The 16,685-nt window shown below is 51.3% G+C and carries 16 protein-coding genes and 1 other annotated feature; all 16 genes read right to left on the bottom strand.

All coding sequences use genetic code 11. The features are described from left to right. Nucleotides 1-65 precede the first annotated feature (65 nt). Nucleotides 66-1,139 (bottom strand): RIP metalloprotease RseP, encoded by a 1,074-nt coding sequence (gene rseP / locus E5336_RS06680; protein ID WP_135980335.1) that lies wholly within the window; start codon nucleotides 1,137-1,139, stop codon nucleotides 66-68. A gap of 23 nt (nucleotides 1,140-1,162) precedes the next feature. After that, the gene (locus tag E5336_RS06675; RefSeq protein WP_135980398.1) at nucleotides 1,163-1,930 is read right to left on the bottom strand and encodes a phosphatidate cytidylyltransferase; all 768 of its coding nucleotides are present in this window, start codon (nucleotides 1,928-1,930) and stop codon (nucleotides 1,163-1,165) included. Beyond that, complete coding sequence (locus E5336_RS06670; protein ID WP_135980334.1) at nucleotides 1,930-2,619, bottom strand: isoprenyl transferase; 690 nt, start codon at nucleotides 2,617-2,619, stop codon at nucleotides 1,930-1,932. The genes E5336_RS06675 and E5336_RS06670 overlap by 1 nt, the downstream gene beginning before the upstream one ends. A gap of 115 nt (nucleotides 2,620-2,734) precedes the next feature. After that, nucleotides 2,735-3,280, bottom strand: a complete 546-nt coding sequence (gene frr / locus E5336_RS06665) for a ribosome recycling factor (protein ID WP_135980333.1) — start codon at nucleotides 3,278-3,280, stop codon at nucleotides 2,735-2,737. Between the two features lie 12 nt (nucleotides 3,281-3,292). Further along, entirely contained in the window at nucleotides 3,293-3,997 is a 705-nt protein-coding gene (gene pyrH, locus E5336_RS06660) for a UMP kinase (RefSeq protein WP_135980332.1), read from the bottom strand. Between the two features lie 129 nt (nucleotides 3,998-4,126). Next, nucleotides 4,127-5,032 (bottom strand): ornithine carbamoyltransferase, encoded by a 906-nt coding sequence (gene argF / locus E5336_RS06655; RefSeq protein WP_135980331.1) that lies wholly within the window; start codon nucleotides 5,030-5,032, stop codon nucleotides 4,127-4,129. After that, on the bottom strand, nucleotides 5,029-6,210 hold the full coding sequence (locus E5336_RS06650) for an aspartate aminotransferase family protein (RefSeq protein WP_135980330.1): 1,182 nt from the start codon (nucleotides 6,208-6,210) through the stop codon (nucleotides 5,029-5,031). Before E5336_RS06650 ends, argF begins: the two co-directional genes overlap by 4 nt. A 20-nt stretch (nucleotides 6,211-6,230) precedes the next feature. Beyond that, entirely contained in the window at nucleotides 6,231-7,082 is an 852-nt protein-coding gene (argB, locus tag E5336_RS06645; RefSeq protein WP_135980329.1) for an acetylglutamate kinase, read from the bottom strand. Then, nucleotides 7,079-8,263, bottom strand: a complete 1,185-nt coding sequence (gene argJ, locus E5336_RS06640; protein WP_135980328.1) for a bifunctional glutamate N-acetyltransferase/amino-acid acetyltransferase ArgJ — start codon at nucleotides 8,261-8,263, stop codon at nucleotides 7,079-7,081. The genes argB and argJ overlap by 4 nt, the downstream gene beginning before the upstream one ends. Before the next feature lie 6 nt (nucleotides 8,264-8,269). Further along, the gene (argC, locus tag E5336_RS06635) at nucleotides 8,270-9,184 is read right to left on the bottom strand and encodes an N-acetyl-gamma-glutamyl-phosphate reductase (protein WP_135980327.1); all 915 of its coding nucleotides are present in this window, start codon (nucleotides 9,182-9,184) and stop codon (nucleotides 8,270-8,272) included. Continuing rightward, nucleotides 9,177-10,565, bottom strand: coding sequence for an argininosuccinate lyase (argH, locus tag E5336_RS06630; protein WP_135980326.1), 1,389 nt, complete (start codon nucleotides 10,563-10,565; stop codon nucleotides 9,177-9,179). Before argH ends, argC begins: the two co-directional genes overlap by 8 nt. Nucleotides 10,566-10,579: 14 nt before the next feature. Then, nucleotides 10,580-11,842, bottom strand: a complete 1,263-nt coding sequence (locus tag E5336_RS06625) for an argininosuccinate synthase (RefSeq protein WP_135980325.1) — start codon at nucleotides 11,840-11,842, stop codon at nucleotides 10,580-10,582. Between the two features lie 127 nt (nucleotides 11,843-11,969). Further along, nucleotides 11,970-12,173: a binding site (T-box leader), on the bottom strand. A 168-nt stretch (nucleotides 12,174-12,341) separates the two neighbouring features. Then, complete coding sequence (tsf, locus tag E5336_RS06620) at nucleotides 12,342-13,229, bottom strand: translation elongation factor Ts (protein ID WP_135980324.1); 888 nt, start codon at nucleotides 13,227-13,229, stop codon at nucleotides 12,342-12,344. A 40-nt stretch (nucleotides 13,230-13,269) separates the two neighbouring features. Then, nucleotides 13,270-14,202 carry a 30S ribosomal protein S2 gene (rpsB, locus tag E5336_RS06615; RefSeq protein ID WP_135980323.1) on the bottom strand — a complete coding sequence of 311 codons (933 nt, stop codon included), beginning with the start codon at nucleotides 14,200-14,202 and terminating at the stop codon, nucleotides 13,270-13,272. Nucleotides 14,203-14,357: 155 nt separating this feature from the next. Continuing rightward, complete coding sequence (gene xerA, locus E5336_RS06610; RefSeq protein ID WP_135980322.1) at nucleotides 14,358-15,254, bottom strand: site-specific tyrosine recombinase/integron integrase; 897 nt, start codon at nucleotides 15,252-15,254, stop codon at nucleotides 14,358-14,360. Then, entirely contained in the window at nucleotides 15,247-16,554 is a 1,308-nt protein-coding gene (trmFO, locus tag E5336_RS06605; RefSeq protein WP_135980321.1) for a methylenetetrahydrofolate--tRNA-(uracil(54)-C(5))-methyltransferase (FADH(2)-oxidizing) TrmFO, read from the bottom strand. The genes xerA and trmFO overlap by 8 nt, the downstream gene beginning before the upstream one ends. Between the last annotated feature and the right edge of the window lie 131 nt (nucleotides 16,555-16,685).

The following is a 16,685-nucleotide window of genomic DNA, read 5'->3' as shown; positions in this document are numbered from 1 at the left end:
TCTCGTGTTTTTTGTCGATCCAACGTATTTGACATCGCAAAAAAAGACTGTTTTTTTCACAGTCTTTAAAACATTTTCGCGATATCGTTGTACGTCGCGAATAGGAAAATTCCTATGAGCAGCACAAAGCTGGCCAAAATGATGTTTTCCACGAGCTTCTCGTTGATTTTACGGCGCGTGATGCGCTCAATAAGCAAGATCAGGACGCGGCCGCCATCGAGCGCCGGAATCGGCAGCAAGTTGAAAATGCCGATATTTAGCGAGATCAAGGCGAAAAGCGACAAGTACGACATCCAGCCCATCTCGGTCGTCTTCTTCGTCAAATTCAAAATGCCCACCGGTCCAGACAAGTTTTCATAGCCTTTTCCTTTGACAAGCTGGCCTAGCGAGCGGAAAATCGAGGAGCCCGAATCGACCATGTCGTCCCATCCGACTTTGAACGCTTCGTACCACGCGATCGGACGGGCGTACGACGTGGCAATCGAGCCAATCTCGTACGTCTGGGTGTCTTTGTTGTAGCGCGGCGTGATCTTCACATCCAGCGTCTCGTTTCCGCGCGCGATTGTATACGTGCTTTCGGTTGGATTGTACTGGATGAATTCGATCACATCGAACTGCCGTTGCGGCTCGATGCTTTCCGAACCATTCGTGACGCGGATGATTTCATCGTCCTTTTGCAGTCCTGCCTTGGCGGCCGGCGAATTTTCCACGACTTCGTACACGACGGGCTTGGCGTCTTCGACGACATAGCCGCGCGCCATCGCCAAGCCGGTAAACAAGGCGTAGGCAAGCACGATGTTCATCGTGACGCCCGCCAGCATGATGACGATTTGCTTCCATGGCGCGATGTTGTTGAGGCGCCGGGCAGCCGGCACGTCCTTGAGCCAGTCGTCTTCGCTCTCGTCCTGGCTGCCGTCCTGCTCGCCGGCCATCATGACGTAGCCGCCAAACGGAATCGCCCGAATCGAAAACGTCGTTTCCTTCCCCTCTTTTTGCCACAGCGCCGGCCCCATGCCGATGGAAAATTCCTTGCAGAACACGCCAAATTTTTTCGCCATCGCGAAGTGGCCAAGCTCATGAATAATCACGATGACGCTCAGCATGAACAAGAACGCGATCAATCCAATGATTAGATTCATATTTTTTATCCCCCTTCAAATGTTTAAATCAAAAAAATATGGAACAGGACACCAAAAACCAAAATATTGATCAGCAGCGAGTCGACCCGGTCCAGCACGCCCCCGTGCCCCGGCAGCAAATTGGAAAAGTCCTTAATGCCGAAGTGGCGTTTGATGGCGCTAAAGCAAAGATCGCCGAGTTCCGCGAAAACCGGACAAAGCAAACAGAGCAGCACGTTGACCGTCACATTCAGATTGCTCCAGTACAGCGAGCTGAGCGCGATGCTGATGATGGCTCCCGAAACGACACCGCCAAAAAAGCCCTCCCAGCTTTTTTTCGGCGAGATGCGCGGATTCATCTTGTGCCGGCCAAACGCCCGGCCGATAAAGTAGGCGCCGGTATCCGATCCGTATGTCGCGAAAACAATCGTCCATAAATACATATGGTTGGCGATAATTTCCCCCATTGAAATATAAAAGAGGGAAAACAAAACGAAAAACACAACGAGGGAATTGGCGTCGACGATCGAAAAGCGTTCCATAAAAACAGGCAGTCCCCACAAAAAGAGAACGACGCAAGCTACCAGCACGAACAGCCAGCTTCCGGGCACGAACCTCGCCCCCAGAACCCCGCCAATCGCGACGACCAGCAGCCATGACCAGTTGGAAAAACCGGGCAGGATGCGCATCCATTCCCAGGCGCCGGCGCATACGATAAAGAGGGCCAGCAGCTCAAGGGGCCAGCTTCCGTAAAAAACCGGAAACGCGACGACCAAAATAATGAGGATCGCCGTCAGGATTCTCGTTTTCATCATACGCCCCCAAAGCGGCGGTCGCGTTCGCTGTATAGACGCAGGCACTCGTCGAGTTTCGCCTCGTCAAAGTCCGGCCACGCGACAGGCGTGAAAATGAGTTCCGCGTACGCGATTTGCCACAGCAAAAAGTTCGAGATGCGTTCCTCGCCGCTTGTGCGAATGAGCAAATCCACGTTTTCGGGCACGAACAAATAGCTGGAAAAGTCCTCTTCGCTTAAATCGTTGGCGCGTTCCTGCTCGAGCACTTGCCTTGTGTATTCCCGGATCGCCAAAACGATTTCCCGTCTGGATCCGTAATTGATGGCGATGCAAAGCTCCAGACCGGTGTTGCGCTCCGTCTGGTTGACCGCTTTGCGAATTACCTTTTGCGTTTCTTTCGGGAAGCGCTCCAGCTCGCCGGCGAACGTGACGCGGATGTTGTTTTCCATCAGCTCTTTAATGAATTTTGAAAAAAAGATGCCTGGCAGCTTGCACAAATAGGAAATCTCGTCCTCGGGGCGTTTCCAGTTTTCGGTGGAGAACGCGTACAGGATCAGTTTTTTAATGTGGAGTCGATTGGCTTCCAAAGCGATCGTGCGGATTTGGTCCGCGCCTTTTTTATGGCCGGCGGTCCGGGGCAGTCCTTGTTTTTTGGCCCAGCGCCCATTTCCATCCATGATGATCGCGACGGTTTCAGGTACTTGCATAGGTTTGACGATATACGGCGTGTATACTTTTCCTTTCTATTTTAGAATAACGAATTTTGGGGATTCATGACAATCGTTTGCTACGGGAATAGAAAAAACCCAATGGGGATTGGGTCTAAACGTTTAAGATCTCGTTTTTCTTTTCCGTTGTGATCTTGTCGACTTCCTTCGTGAATTTGTCCGTCAGTTTTTGTGCGTCGTTCAGTAATTCTTTTGTGATGTCCTCGCTGATTTCCTTGTCTTTTTTCAAGGCGTCGTTGCAGTCGCGGCGGATGTTGCGAATCGCCACTTTGCATTCTTCCGCGAATTTTTGCGCATCTTTGGCGAGCTGCTTGCGCCGGTCCTGTGTCAGCTGCGGAACGAGAATTCGGATTTGATCGGCTTCCGCCTGCGGGTTCAGCCCCAGATTGGCCGCCTGGATCGCGTGGGCGATGGCTTTGACCGTCGAACGGTCGTAAGGCTTGATGACCAGTTGCGTTCCTTCCACAACCGAGATCCGCGCGATTTGGTTGATTGGTGTCGGTTCCCCGTAGTAGTCCACGTGTACCCGGTCCAGGATTTGGGAATTAGCCCGTCCTGTCCGGATCGTCGCGAGATTTTCCTCCAGGTTCTCGATCGCGTCCATCATTCTCAATTCGGCTTTTTCTAAATGTTCACTCATATGTTTTCTCCTTTATTTTGATATGACTGTTCCGTCCACGTCCTGCTGAACGGCTTTTAAAATGTTTCCCTCTTCATTCATGTTAAACACAACCAGGTCGATGTCGTTGTCCATACACATGCTGATCGCGGTGGAATCCATGACTTGCAAGCCTTTGTTCAAAACATCCATATAGGAAAGATGATCGAATTTCTTGGCGTTTGGATCTTTCTTCGGATCGGCGTCATACACTCCGTCCACGCCGTTTTTAGCCATCAGGATCACATCGGCGTCGATTTCGGAAGCCCGCAGCGCCGCGGTCGTATCCGTGCTAAAATACGGCGATCCGGTGCCGGCTCCGAAAATAACGATGCGGCCTTTGTCCAGATGACGCAGGGCGCGCCGCAAAATGTACGGTTCGGCTACTTTTTGCATTTCCACCGCCGTCTGTACGCGGGTGTCGACATCTTCCTGCTCCAAAGCGTTTTGTACCGCCAGCGCGTTGATGACGGTGCCCAGCATGCCCATGTAGTCGGCCTGCGAGCGGTTCATTCCCATTTCCGCCATCATCTTGCCGCGGATAAAGTTGCCCCCGCCCACGACGATCGCCAGCTCCACGCCGGTTTCTTTTACTTTCTTCAATTCTTTTGCCAGCCGTTTCAAGACTTTCGGCTCCAGAGCGTTTTCATTGGAGGAGAGCGCTTCTCCGCTTAATTTTAATAAAACTCGTTTATACATGAATTTCAAGCTCCTTTGATTATCATTCCAATTATACTAAATCCGCCTTTAAATGAAAAGACTCGGTTGGCAGAAACCAAAAACAGCCATCGCAAAAAAAAAGCCCTGCGCGTCGGCAAGGCGTATTCATTAATCTTTCATCAGCAAAACCATGACGGCTTTTTGCGCGTGCAGGCGGTTTTCCGCCTCCTCGAAAATCTCGTCCGCGTGCTCCTCGAACACCTTCTCCGTGATTTCCTGCTCCCGGTACGCCGGCAGACAATGCAGCACCATCGCTTCGGGCTTGGCCACCTTCATAAGCTCATCGTTGACCTGATACGGCGCGAAGGCGATTTGCCGCACCTCTTTTTCAGCTTCCACACCCATGCTCGCCCATGTATCCGTAATGACGACATCGGCGTCTTTCACCGCTTCGTATGGATCGTTCGTCCATGTGAACGTGTCGTATTCCGACGCGAAATCCAAAACGATCGGATCCGGCTTGTATTCGTCCGGTGTCGCCACGGAAACGACCATGCCCGTTTTGAGCCCGCCAACAATCAGCGAGTTGGCCATGTTGTCGCCATCGCCAAGGTACGCCATTTTGACGCCTTTAAGCGAGCCAAACCGCTCACGAATCGTCATCAAGTCCGCCAGCACCTGGCAAGGATGCGAAAAATCCGTCAGTCCGTTGATGACCGGAATGGTGCCGTACTCCGCCAAGTCTTCGACTTCCTTCTGATCGAATGTCCGAATCATGATCGCGTCCAAATAGCGCGAAAGCACCCGGGCCGTGTCCTGGACCGGCTCGCCGCGGCCGATTTGAAGATCGCGTGCCGACAAAAACAGCGCCTGTCCGCCCAGCTGGTTCATGCCGGTTTCAAACGACACCCGCGTCCGCGTGCTCGCCTTTTGGAAAATCAAGCCAATCGACTTGCCAATAAGATACGGATGCGCGATGCCGTGCTTTTTTTCATATTTCAGCTGGTCCGCCAAATCAAGGATCTGGGTAATTTCCTCCGGGCTTAAATCCAGCATTTTTAAAACGTGTTTCATGCCAATACCTCCTCAAAGATGTTCAATGCGTCGTCGATTTGTTTTTTTGTAATGATAAGCGGCGGCAGCAGGCGAATCGTGTTCGTCCCCGCCTTTAAAACGAGCATGCCTCGATCCATGCACGCCTGGATGAGGCCGCCGATTTCCTCCGGGTCGACTTCGATGCCAATCATCAGTCCGATTCCACGCACATCCTTGATTCGCTCGGATGGGATCGCCTTCAACCGCTCCATAAAATACGTTCCTTTTTGCTCGACGTCTTTCAAAAAATCCGGATCGTTCACCAGCGACAAAACCGTGTCGGCGCTTGTCGTCGCCAGCGGATTGGCACCAAATGTCGAGCCATGATCGCCAGCCTGCAACGCGGTGGATGTTTTTTCATTCGTTAAAATACCGCCAATTGGCACGCCGCCGCCAAGTCCTTTCGCCATCGAGACGATGTCGGGCTCGATGCCGTAGTTTTCGTAACAAAACAACTTGCCAGTTCGTCCGATACCCGTTTGCACCTCGTCGATCAGCAGCAAAATATCCCGTTCCTTGCAAAATTGTTCGAGTTCGCGCACAAAGACCGGATCGAGTGGCCGGACCCCGCTCTCGCCCTGGATAAGCTCGAGCATGATGCCGCACGTCTTATCGTCCGCCTTCGCTTTGACGTCGTCGATGTTGTTGGCTTCCACGTAGTCGAACCCGTCGGTAAACGGGTAAAAGTACTGGTGGAACTTGTCTTGTCCGGTCGCTTCCAGCGTGGCGATCGTCCGGCCGTGAAACGAGTTGACAAGCGTCAAAATTTTCGTCCGGTCCATCGCGTAGTTTGTTTGCGAGTATTTGCGGGCCGCCTTGATCATCGCCTCGTTGGCTTCCGCCCCGGAATTGGAGAAAAAAGCCTTTTTCATGCCGGTCGCCTCGCAAAGCTGTTTGGCGGCGGACACCATCGGTTTTGTGTAATACAAATTGCTGACGTGCATCAGCTTTCCGACTTGCTCCTGCAAAGCCCGGGTCAAGATTGGATGGGCGTGGCCGAGGCAGTTGACGCCGATACCGCTTGTCAAATCCAAATACGCCTTTCCATCCAGATCGTATAAATAACATCCGTCTCCATGGTCGAGCGAAAGGTCAAAACGGCCATACGTCTGCATGACGTATTGTTTTTCGTCCGCTTTTAATTGGGCATGTTCCATATTCGTTTTCCTCCTTGTTGTCAACTAAACATCGTTCCGATTCCATCGTCGCTAAGCAATTCAATCAAAATGGAATGCGGTAGCCGTCCGTCCTGAATGTTCGCGCGCTCCACGCCTTGCCGCACCGCCTCCACGCAGCAGTCCACTTTCGGAATCATGCCGCCGGAAATAATGCCCGACATGACGAGCGCCGGCACTTGCGACACTTTCAAACGGCGAATGAGCGTGTCCGGATTGCCGGGATCTTTCATGAGGCCCGGCACATCCGTAAGCAGGATGAGCTTTTTGGCGTGCAGGGCGCTGGCGAGCTTGCTGGCCGCCGTGTCGGCGTTGATGTTGTAGGACGCCGGCTCGTGCATGCCGGCCGCCACGCTGGAAACGACAGGGATATATCCTTTCTCAATCACATCCAGCACGATTTTTGGATTCACGTCTATGACTTCGCCGACGTAGCCGTAATCCACTTCGCTTTCATCCCGGTACGGCACGGCGCGAAACAAGCCGCCATCCATGCCCGACAAGCCGACTCCCTGCCCTTCGAGCAGGCCGACAAGATCTTTGTTCACCTTTCCGCACAACACCATTTGCACGATCTCCATCGTTTCTTTCGTCGTGACGCGCAAGCCGTTTTCAAACCGCGAAGGTATATCGACTTTGCGCAGCATCTCGGAAATATCGGGCCCGCCGCCATGGACGAGGACGATATGGATGCCGACCAGCCGCAGCAAAAGCACGTCCTGAATGACGGCTCGTTTGAGCTCGTCGTCAATCATGGCGTTGCCGCCATATTTGATTACAATAATTTGATCGTGGTATTCACGAATGTACGGGAGCGCCTCGATCAGGATATTCGCTCTTTCCTTTGCCATCATGTCCGGTAGTCCCCGTTGATTTTGACATAGTCGTAAGTCAAGTCGCACCCCCAGCACGTGCATTCGGCGTTTCCTTCGTGAAGGTTGATTTCAATGTCGATTTCATCCTCGGAAAGAATCGCCGCGGCAAGTTCCTCGGAAAATGGCACGCCTTTGCCTTGCGCGCACACCTTGACACATCCGCAAGCCGACGCAAACGCGACATCGACAAGCGCCGGATCAAATTCGGCTCCCGAATAGCCCATCGCGCAAAGCACCCGGCCCCAGTTGGCGTCGTGTCCAAACATCGCCGCTTTGCATAACGACGAGGAAACGACCGCCTTGGCCAAAGTTTCAGCCTGGTCCTCCTCTTTGGCTTCCTTGACGCGGCAAGTAATCAGCCGGCTCGCTCCCTCGCCGTCTTTGGCGATTTGAACCGCCAGGCTTTCCATAACGGTTTTTAGCGCCTGCTGGAACAAAACGAACGATTCGTCTTCTTTCACGATCGTTGGATTGCCAGCCAGTCCGTTGGCCATGACAAGACACATGTCGTTGGTCGACGTGTCGCCATCCACGCTGACGCGGTTGAACGTTTGATTCGTATTGTCGAGCAGCGCTTTTTGAAGGAGGGTGTGGTCGATGGCACAATCCGTCAAAATAAACGCGAGCATCGTTCCCATGTTGGGATGGATCATTCCCGATCCTTTGCAGATACCAAGAATACGAACCGACTTTCCATCCAAAACGACCGTCGCTTCCGCGATTTTCTCGGTGGTATCCGTCGTCATGATCGCGTTGGCCGCTTCTTCGATGGTGGTGCCTAATTGTAAGGAAGACAAATTCTCCTCAATGCATTCCACCGGCAGCTCCACACCGATGACGCCCGTGGAGGCGACGAGCACCTGGTCGGGCGCGATATCTAAAAACTTGGCCGCCGCCTTTTGCTCGCGGATGGCGTTTTCCATACCATGGAGCGCGCAGGCGTTGGCGTTGCCTGAATTGACGATGACCGCTTGCGCCTCGTGGTTTTTGAGCGTTTCCTTATTCAGCAAAAGCGGATCCGCTTTGACGACGTTTTTCGTATACACGGCGCCAACCTGGCATGGCACGCTTGAATAGATGAGCGCCACGTCGTTTTTTGTTTGGTTTTTTCGAATGCCGCAATGACAAGCACCGGCATAAAATCCTTGTGGAGTTTCCATTCCTTCCTATCCTTCCTTTTTTCTCAATCCCTCGAACTCGTCGAGCCCAAGCATTAAATTCATATTTTGGATCGCCGCGCCGCAAGCGCCTTTTCCTAAATTGTCAAACGAGGCGGTCACGATCGTTTTTTTCTTGCTGCCACCGACATAGATCTTCAGCTCGTCGGTGTCGGCCTGCGCGTTGGCGGCCAGCATCGGCTCTTTGACCATTTCGACTTGGATAAGCGGCTTGCCGGCATACGCCGCGCTCAGAGTTTCATACACCGTTTGCGGCTCCTGTTCAAGCTGTACCGAAACGAGCATGCCGTTGTAGTAGTCGTCCACAATGGGTGTAAACAAAGGCTCGTTGTTCAACCCGCAAATCTTTTGCATTTCCGGCAAATGCTTGTGATCCATGTTCAAGCCATAAATGCGCGGTGAAAACAACGGATGGCTCTTACGGCTTTCGTATTCGGCAATCATCTTGTTTCCGCCTCCGGAATATCCCGTCAGAGAAAACGCGTGGACGACTTCGTCTGGCGATACGAGGCCGCTTTGAACGAGCGGATACACAATCGCGGTCAATCCCGTCGCGTGACAGCCCGGATTGGCGACGCGCTGCGCGGTTTGGATCTCGCGACGATGCGCGTCGGACAGCTCCGGAAATCCGTATGTCCATGTCGTCCGGTGCGCGGTGGAGGCGTCGATGATCTTCGTTCCCGTGCCTTCGGCCAGCTGCACCGCCTCGATGGCGGCCGCATCCGGCAGGCATAAAAACGCCAGATCCGCCTGCTCGAACATCTGCTTCCGGGCCGCTTCGTCTTTTCGAAGCGCCTCGTCGATTTGCAGCAGTTCGATGTCGTCGCGATGTTTCAATCGTTCCACGATTTGCAGACCGGTCGTTCCCGCCTGCCCGTCAATGTACACTTTTGGTTTACGCATCGGCTTCCCTGCTTTCTAAAAATTGCTCTATGGCTTGAATTTGTTTTTGAACGGACGCCTTGCCCGGTCCGCCGTGGACTTGTCTGGCCTGCACGCATTGCAGCAAGTCGATGGCCTCGTACACATCGGCTTCGAACAAAGGATGGAACGACTGGAACTGTTCCAGCGTCAACTCGTTGAGCGTCTTTTTGTTCTCGATGCACCAGGCCACCATCGACCCGCTGATTTTGTAGGCGTCGCGAAACGGCAGCCCTTTTTTCGTCAAATAATCGGCGCAGTCGGTCGCGTTCAAAAAGCCTTGTTGCGCGGCTTTCAGCATGTTGCCCTTGTACAGCCGCATCGTTTGGAACATCGGCACGAGCACATCAAGACACATGTTGACTGTGTCGATGGCGTCAAAGAGCGCTTCCTTGTCCTCCTGCATGTCTTTGTTGTAGGCAAGCGGGATTCCTTTGAGCATGACCAGAAGCGTATTCAAATCGCCATACACCCGTCCCGTTTTGCCCCGGACAAGCTCGCAGATGTCCGGATTTTTCTTTTGCGGCATAATGCTTGAGCCGGTCGCGAAGGCGTCGCTCAATTCGATGAATTTAAACTCCCACGAGCACCAGGCGATGACTTCCTCGCTTAGTCTTGACAAATGCATCATCAAGATCGAAAGATCGCTCGCCAGCTCGACACAGTAGTCCCGGTCGCTCACGCCGTCAAGCGAATTGTCGCATGGCTGTTTGAACGCGAGCATTTGCGCCGTGGCGTTTCGGTCGATCGGATACGTCGTAGTCGCCAGCGCGCCACAGCCAAGAGGCGACTCGTTCATGAGATCGTACGTGTTTTCCAGCCGGATGACATCGCGTTTAAGCATGTTGGCGTACGCCATCATCACATGGGCGAACGTGATGGGCTGCGCCCGCTGCAAATGCGTGTAGCCGGGCATGATCGTCTCCAAGTTGTTTTTGGACAGATCGACGAGCACCTTCAAAAAGCGGCGGACTTTTTCATGGATGATCCCGATTTGGTCGCGGGTGTACAGCCGCATATCGAGCGCGACCTGGTCGTTGCGGCTTCGTCCGGTGTGAAGCCGCTTGCCGGCGTCGCCGATTTTTTTTGTCAGCAGCTCCTCGACGCACATATGAATGTCCTCGTACTGGGGCGTAAACGCGATCTTTCCCGCGTTCATTTCCTCGAGCAACTCGTTGAGTCCGCCATGGATCGCGTCTTTGTCCTCTTTTGACAAAATCCCCTGATCGCACAGCATTTGCGAATGCGCGAGCGATCCTTGAATATCGTACGGATACAGCCGGCAGTCAAACGGAATGGAAGAGTTGAAATCGTTGACGAGCGCGTCCGTTTCGACCGCGAAGCGTCCTGCCCACATTTTCATAACGTTCCCTCCGCTTATTCCACATCCGGGAAGTGGTTTCCGGTTTGCTCACTCAGCATTTGATCCTGCAGCGCCCGAACTTTGATTGGCAAGCCGAACAAGTTGATGAAGCCGGCCGAATCCGCCTGGTCATAGCAATCGTCCTCGTCGAACGTCGCCATGCCGGCCGAGTACAGCGAATATGGCGAAGTGACGGAGCAAGGAATGATGTTGCCTTTATATAGTTTCAATTTGACGTCGCCGGTTACCGTTTTTTGGGTTTCGTCCACGAACGCGCTGAGCGCTTTGCGCAGCGGCGTGTACCACAGTCCGTTGTATACGAGTTCGCCAAACTTCAGAGCGACGAGCTCTTTGTAGTGTTTCGTTTCCTTGTCCAGCGTGATTTCCTCCAGTTTGTTGTGGGCGGCGTAAAGAATCGTTCCGCCCGGCGTCTCATACACGCCTCTGGACTTCATGCCGACGAGCCGGTTTTCCACGATGTCGAGAATGCCAATGCCGTTGGCGCCGCCGACTTTGTTCAGCGCTTCGATGAGTGCGACGCTATCCATCGTTTCTCCGTTGAGCGCGGTTGGCTTGCCGTTTTCGAAATGAATCGTGATTTCGGTTGGTTCGTCCGGCGCCTGCTGTGGAGAAACGCCAAGTTCCAAAAAGCCTTCCACATTGATTGGCGCCTCGTTGGCCGGATCTTCCAAATCGAGTCCTTCATGGGACAAATGCCACAGGTTTTTATCTTTGGAGTAGTTCGTTTCCTTGTTGATTTTCAATGGAATTTGATGCTCCTCGGCATAGGCGATTTCCTTTTCTCTGGAGTTCAGCTCCCAAAACCGCCATGGCGCGATAATGTCCATATCAGGCGCGAACGCCTTGATGGCCAGTTCGAACCGCACCTGGTCGTTTCCTTTTCCCGTACAGCCGTGGCAAATGGCGTCGGCGCCTTCGGCTTTGGCGATTTCAACGATTCGTTTCGCAATCAACGGTCTGGCAAACGATGTGCCCAGCAAGTACTGCTCATACGTCGCCCCGGCCTGGATCGTCGGGATGATGTAGTCGTCGACAAACTCTTTTGTCAAATCTTCGATGTACAATTTGGAGGCGCCGGTTTTCAGCGCTTTTTCTTCAAGACCTTCCAGTTCGGATGCCTGTCCGACGTTGCCGGAAACCGCGATGACTTCACAGCCGTAGTTTTCCTTGAGCCATGGAATCAATACGGAAGTGTCCAGTCCGCCCGAATAGGCCAATACGATTTTTTGATATTTTTTATTGGGTTTTGTATTCATGATTTTTCTCCTCTACTCTCTCCTTGATGTTTTTCTATTTTCTGTCGATGTGTTTTCTTGCTTGATTCGTTCGGTCCTCAATCATTCAAACCATCTCCTTTCAATAAAAAAAAGTCCTCTTCGAATCGAAAAGGACGACTGGATCGCGGTACCACCTTTATTCCTTCCCTCAGGAAGACTCTCTACCCTTTAACGCAGGAATACGGGACATACTCGACGACTTCGCATATCCACTCCAAGACACGTTCAGCAACGAGCGTCTGCCGCCTTCCACCAACGCGGCTCGCTAGGAAACCTCTTCTTGCCTACTCCTTCTCTTCAATGCTTTCATTATTTATAGTTCGTAATTATACGCCGGTGGTTTTGTGGTTTCAAGTATTTTTCTGAAAATTTTTCAAGAAATGAAAATTCCATAACATTTTATCCTTCGTTTTGTTTCATACAACCAATTCAAAGAACAAAAAAAGAGACACCGCGTGATGTCTCTTAAAAAGTTCAATTAACCTTTGATTTGCGCCATAACTTCTTCAGCGAAGTTTTCTTCTTTTTTCTCGATTCCTTCACCGGCCGCGAAACGTACGAACGTTACGACTTCGGCTTTGTTGTTTTTCAAGAAATTAGCTACTTTTTCTTTTGGATCTTTGAAATATTCCTGATCCATCAGGCACTGGTCTTTAAAGTGTTTCGACACTTTTCCATTCAGGATGCCCGCCAGTACTTTTTCCGGCTTGCTTGCCATGGCAGGGTCTGCCGCCATGATTTGCTGCTGCAAATTGCGTTCATGTTCCACAACTTCCGCAGGAACATCCTTTTGCGAAATGTATGTCGGATTCATGCTGGCTACTTGCATCGCCATGTCTTTTGCGACTTCGTCGTTTCCGCCTTTCAGCACAACAAGAGACGAAATGGATCCACCCATGTGCATATAAGTTCCAAAAATCTCGTCGTCTGTCTTTTCAACAATCGCAAAACGACGGAACGTAATTTTTTCTCCAATCGTCGCGGTTGCGTTTGTGATCAGCTCTTCGATCGTGCCATCCGGCGTTGCGATCGCGAGTACTTCCTCGTTGTTGGCTGGTTTGTTGGCGAGCACGGCGTTCGTGATCGTATTCAACAAATTCAGGAACTGGTCGTTTTTCGAAACGAAGTCCGTTTCCGAGTTGACCTCGACAACGACACCGACGTTTCCATCAACCGCTACGCGCGTCAATCCTTCGGCGGCAATGCGTCCTTCTTTTTTCGCGGCCTTGCTGATTCCCTTTTCACGGAGCCAGTCAACGGCTTTGTCCAAGTCGCCTTCGCACTCAGTCAGGGCTTTTTTACAGTCCATCATGCCTGCGCCGGTTTTTTCACGCAATTCTTTTACTTGCTTTGCACTAATTGCCATTCTCATTTCCTCCTGGTTTCTTTTTTGAATTTAAATTATATTAAGCCTCTTTTTTAGGGGCAGCTGGAGCTGGTTTCGCGTCCTGGGCACCCGCGTTTGGACGAGGTCCGTTTGGACGGTTTCCATTGTATGGACGACGGTTTCTGCGGTCGAAATTCCGTTTGCGGCGCTCTTCGTTTCTCAGACGACGACGTCTTTCGTTCTCAGCGATTTGCGCTTCCACGTTACGGATGACGTCTTCCATCGTGACATCTTCTGTCGTGTCATCGAGGTAAGCCATTTCAAGCAGTCCGCCCTTGGCGTCCACGATCGCGTCGGCCATGATCGTCGTGATCAGTTTTACCGAACGGTTCGCGTCGTCATTGGAGGCGATTGGATAGTCTGCGTCTTCCGGATCGCAGTTCGTGTCCAGCATGGCGAACACAGGAATGCCAAGTTTTTTCGCTTCGGCAACCGCGTTGTGCTCTTCTTTCGGATCAATGATGAAAATCGCGTCCGGCAGTTTTTTCATTTCTTTGATACCGCCCAGCGACGATTCCAATTTCGCTTTTTCTTTCAGAATCTGCGCTTGTTCTTTCTTTGTATATACTTCAAGTTTTCCACTTGCTTCCATTTCCTCGATCTCAACAAGGCGTTTTACGCGCTTCTGGATCGTGCGGAAGTTCGTGAGCAGACCACCCAGCCAACGTTTGTTGACAAAGAACGATCCGGAACGAAGAGCTTGTTCTTCGATTGTTTCGGCCGCTTGTTTTTTCGTGCCGACAAACAATACTTTTCCGCCGTTCTCACTGATCTGTTTCAACGCTTTGTACGCGTCCTCGATTTGTTTTTGAGTCTGGTTCAAATCAACGATGTATACCCCATTGCGGCTCGTGTAAATATATGGTTTCATTTTTGGGTTCCAACGACGAGTCTGATGTCCAAAGTGTACACCGTTTTCCAACATTTTCTTAATAGATACGATTTCTGACATGTTAAGTCCTACCTTTCCGTTTATCCTCCATCACTTCCAACGAAAGCAACACAACTGTGCACGGGCAATCGAATTCATGATGTGTGAATTTGCGCATACGCGCTTTTTAAGTATAGCAGTCCTCTTTCCGGGTTTCAAGGAAAGAATTCATAATTTCAAGCCAGCGGGTGGCTGTGTTCGTACGCCATGCGGACTTTCGCCAAAGAAACATGGGTATAAATTTGCGTCGTCGACAACGAAGCGTGTCCAAGCAGCTCCTGCACGATTCGAATATCGGCGCCGTTGTCCATCAAATGGGTCGCAAACGAATGCCGAAGCATATGGGGATGCACCTTCATCGCCATCCCGATTTGATCCGCGTGCTTTTGCATGACGAACTGCACCCCACGCGGCGTCATTTTCTGTCCTCGATTGGAAAGAAAAACCGCCGTTTCCCCATCTTTGGCATACAACATCCAGTATCGCAAGCGATATTCCTGAAGCAGCCTGGAAAGCGAGGCGTAAAAAGGAACGATTCTCTCTTTGTCCCCTTTCCCGACCACGTGGACGATGTGGGCATTGAGGTCGATTTGACTCCAGGTCAAGTTCACCAGCTCGCTTAATCGCAAGCCTGAAGCGTACATCAAAGAAAACATCGTCTTATCCCGCAAATCGTTCCGTTGGGAAATATCATATGTATTCAAAAAATTTTTCACTTCATGCAAAAAAAGAAACTCGGGAATTTTCCTTTTGTTTCCCGGCGATTTGATTCCTTCCAAAGGATTGTTCTGAATGCCGATGAATTGATGCAAATACTGATAAAAAGAGCGGTACGTGGAAAGCTTGCGGCAAATGGTCGCATCGCTGGCCACGCTTTGATCATCCAGCATCCGCAGCTGCGCGAGAAATTCCATAAACTGGTTTCGGCTTACCGCGTCGAAGCCGGAAATGCCTTCGGAAACCAAATAATTTTTCAGCTGCTCCAAATCCCGTCTATACGCTTCCACAGTTTTTTCCGATCCCGAATGCGTTCGATAAATATAACGCAGGAAATTTTCAATGAGCTCAGACATGATACGTCTCTTTAATTTCCTCGATTCGATCAAGCGCCTGCTGCGCGAGCTTTTCTTTCCGCTCTCTTTTCTTGTATTTTTCCTTGGCGTGCAAAATTCCGAAGTTGGCGTTCATCGGCTGAAAGTTTTTGGAATCGCAATGGGTAATGTAAAACGCCTGCGATCCCATAACACACGTATTGCCAAATTCGATGCAGTTTTCCCCTTGTAAATAACGCGCCATGTTAATACCGGCAATCAAGCCGCTCGCCGCGCTCTCCACATAGCCTTCCACGCCTGTCATCTGCCCGGCGAAGAAAAGATCTTCGCGCTTTTGGGTCTGGTACGTTTCCTTGAGCACTTTTGGCGAATCCAAATATGAATTTCGATGCATCACGCCATACCGGGTAAAGACCGCGTTTTCCAGACCCGGGATCAACGAAAAGACACGCTTTTGCTCCGGCCATGTCAAATGGGTTTGGAAGCCGACAATATTGTAAAGGGAGGCCGCCACATTGTCTTGACGAAGCTGGACCACCGCGACCGGATGTTCTCCGTCTTTTTCCAAACCAACGGGTTTCAGGGGACCAAACAACATCGTTTTCTTTCCGCGTCGCGCCATTTCCTCAATCGGCATGCATCCCTCAAAATAAACTTCCTGTTCGAAATCGTGCAAATGGGCGCATTGGGCGTTGACAAGCGCGTCGTAAAACCGGTCAAACTCCTCCTGATTCATCGCGCAGTTGATGTAGCTCGCCTCGCCTTTGTCATAGCGGGATTTAAAATACGCCTTGGAAAAATCAATGGAGTCTTTTTCCAAAATAGGCGCGGCCGCGTCAAAAAAATGAAATGGATCGTTTCCGGTAAATTCCTGAATCGAAGCGGCCAGGGCTTCGCTAGTGAGCGGGCCGGAGGCGACAATGACCGGGCCTTGCGGAATTGTGTCCACTTCTTCATGGACGACTGTGACCAATGGATGATTTTTCAATGTTTCCGTCACAAAATCGGAAAAGAGATGCCGATCCACAGCCAAAGCGGAACCGGCGGGGACTTGTGCCAAATCGGCTGCCCGCATAATCAGCGAATCCAGCTGACGCATTTCCTCTTTTAAAATACCCACCGCGTTGTTCAAGCTATTCGAACGAAGCGAATTGGAGCATACAAGTTCCGCGAATCCCTCCGTTGAAAAAGCGGGAGGATACTTTTTCGGTCTCATTTCATATAAAACGACTTCGATTCCTCGCTTGGCGCATTGCCAAGCGGCCTCGCTTCCTGCAAGACCCGCGCCGATAATCGTTACTTTCTTTTTTGCATTGTCCATAATTGGTTCCTCGTTCCTTTCTAGATCAGTTTATTTTATCACATTTCAATCAAGCGAAAACGTAAAAAAAACCTCGCCAGCGGCAAGGTGGTCGTTCGATCTCTCAAAACCAGAAACACGCCTTCTTTCTC

The organism is Dubosiella muris (genome assembly GCF_004793885.1).
Taxonomy (GTDB): domain Bacteria; phylum Bacillota_I; class Bacilli_A; order Erysipelotrichales; family Erysipelotrichaceae; genus Dubosiella; species Dubosiella muris.
Note: the sequence above shows the minus strand (reverse complement) of the source record. Positions and strands in the feature narration are given on the sequence as shown.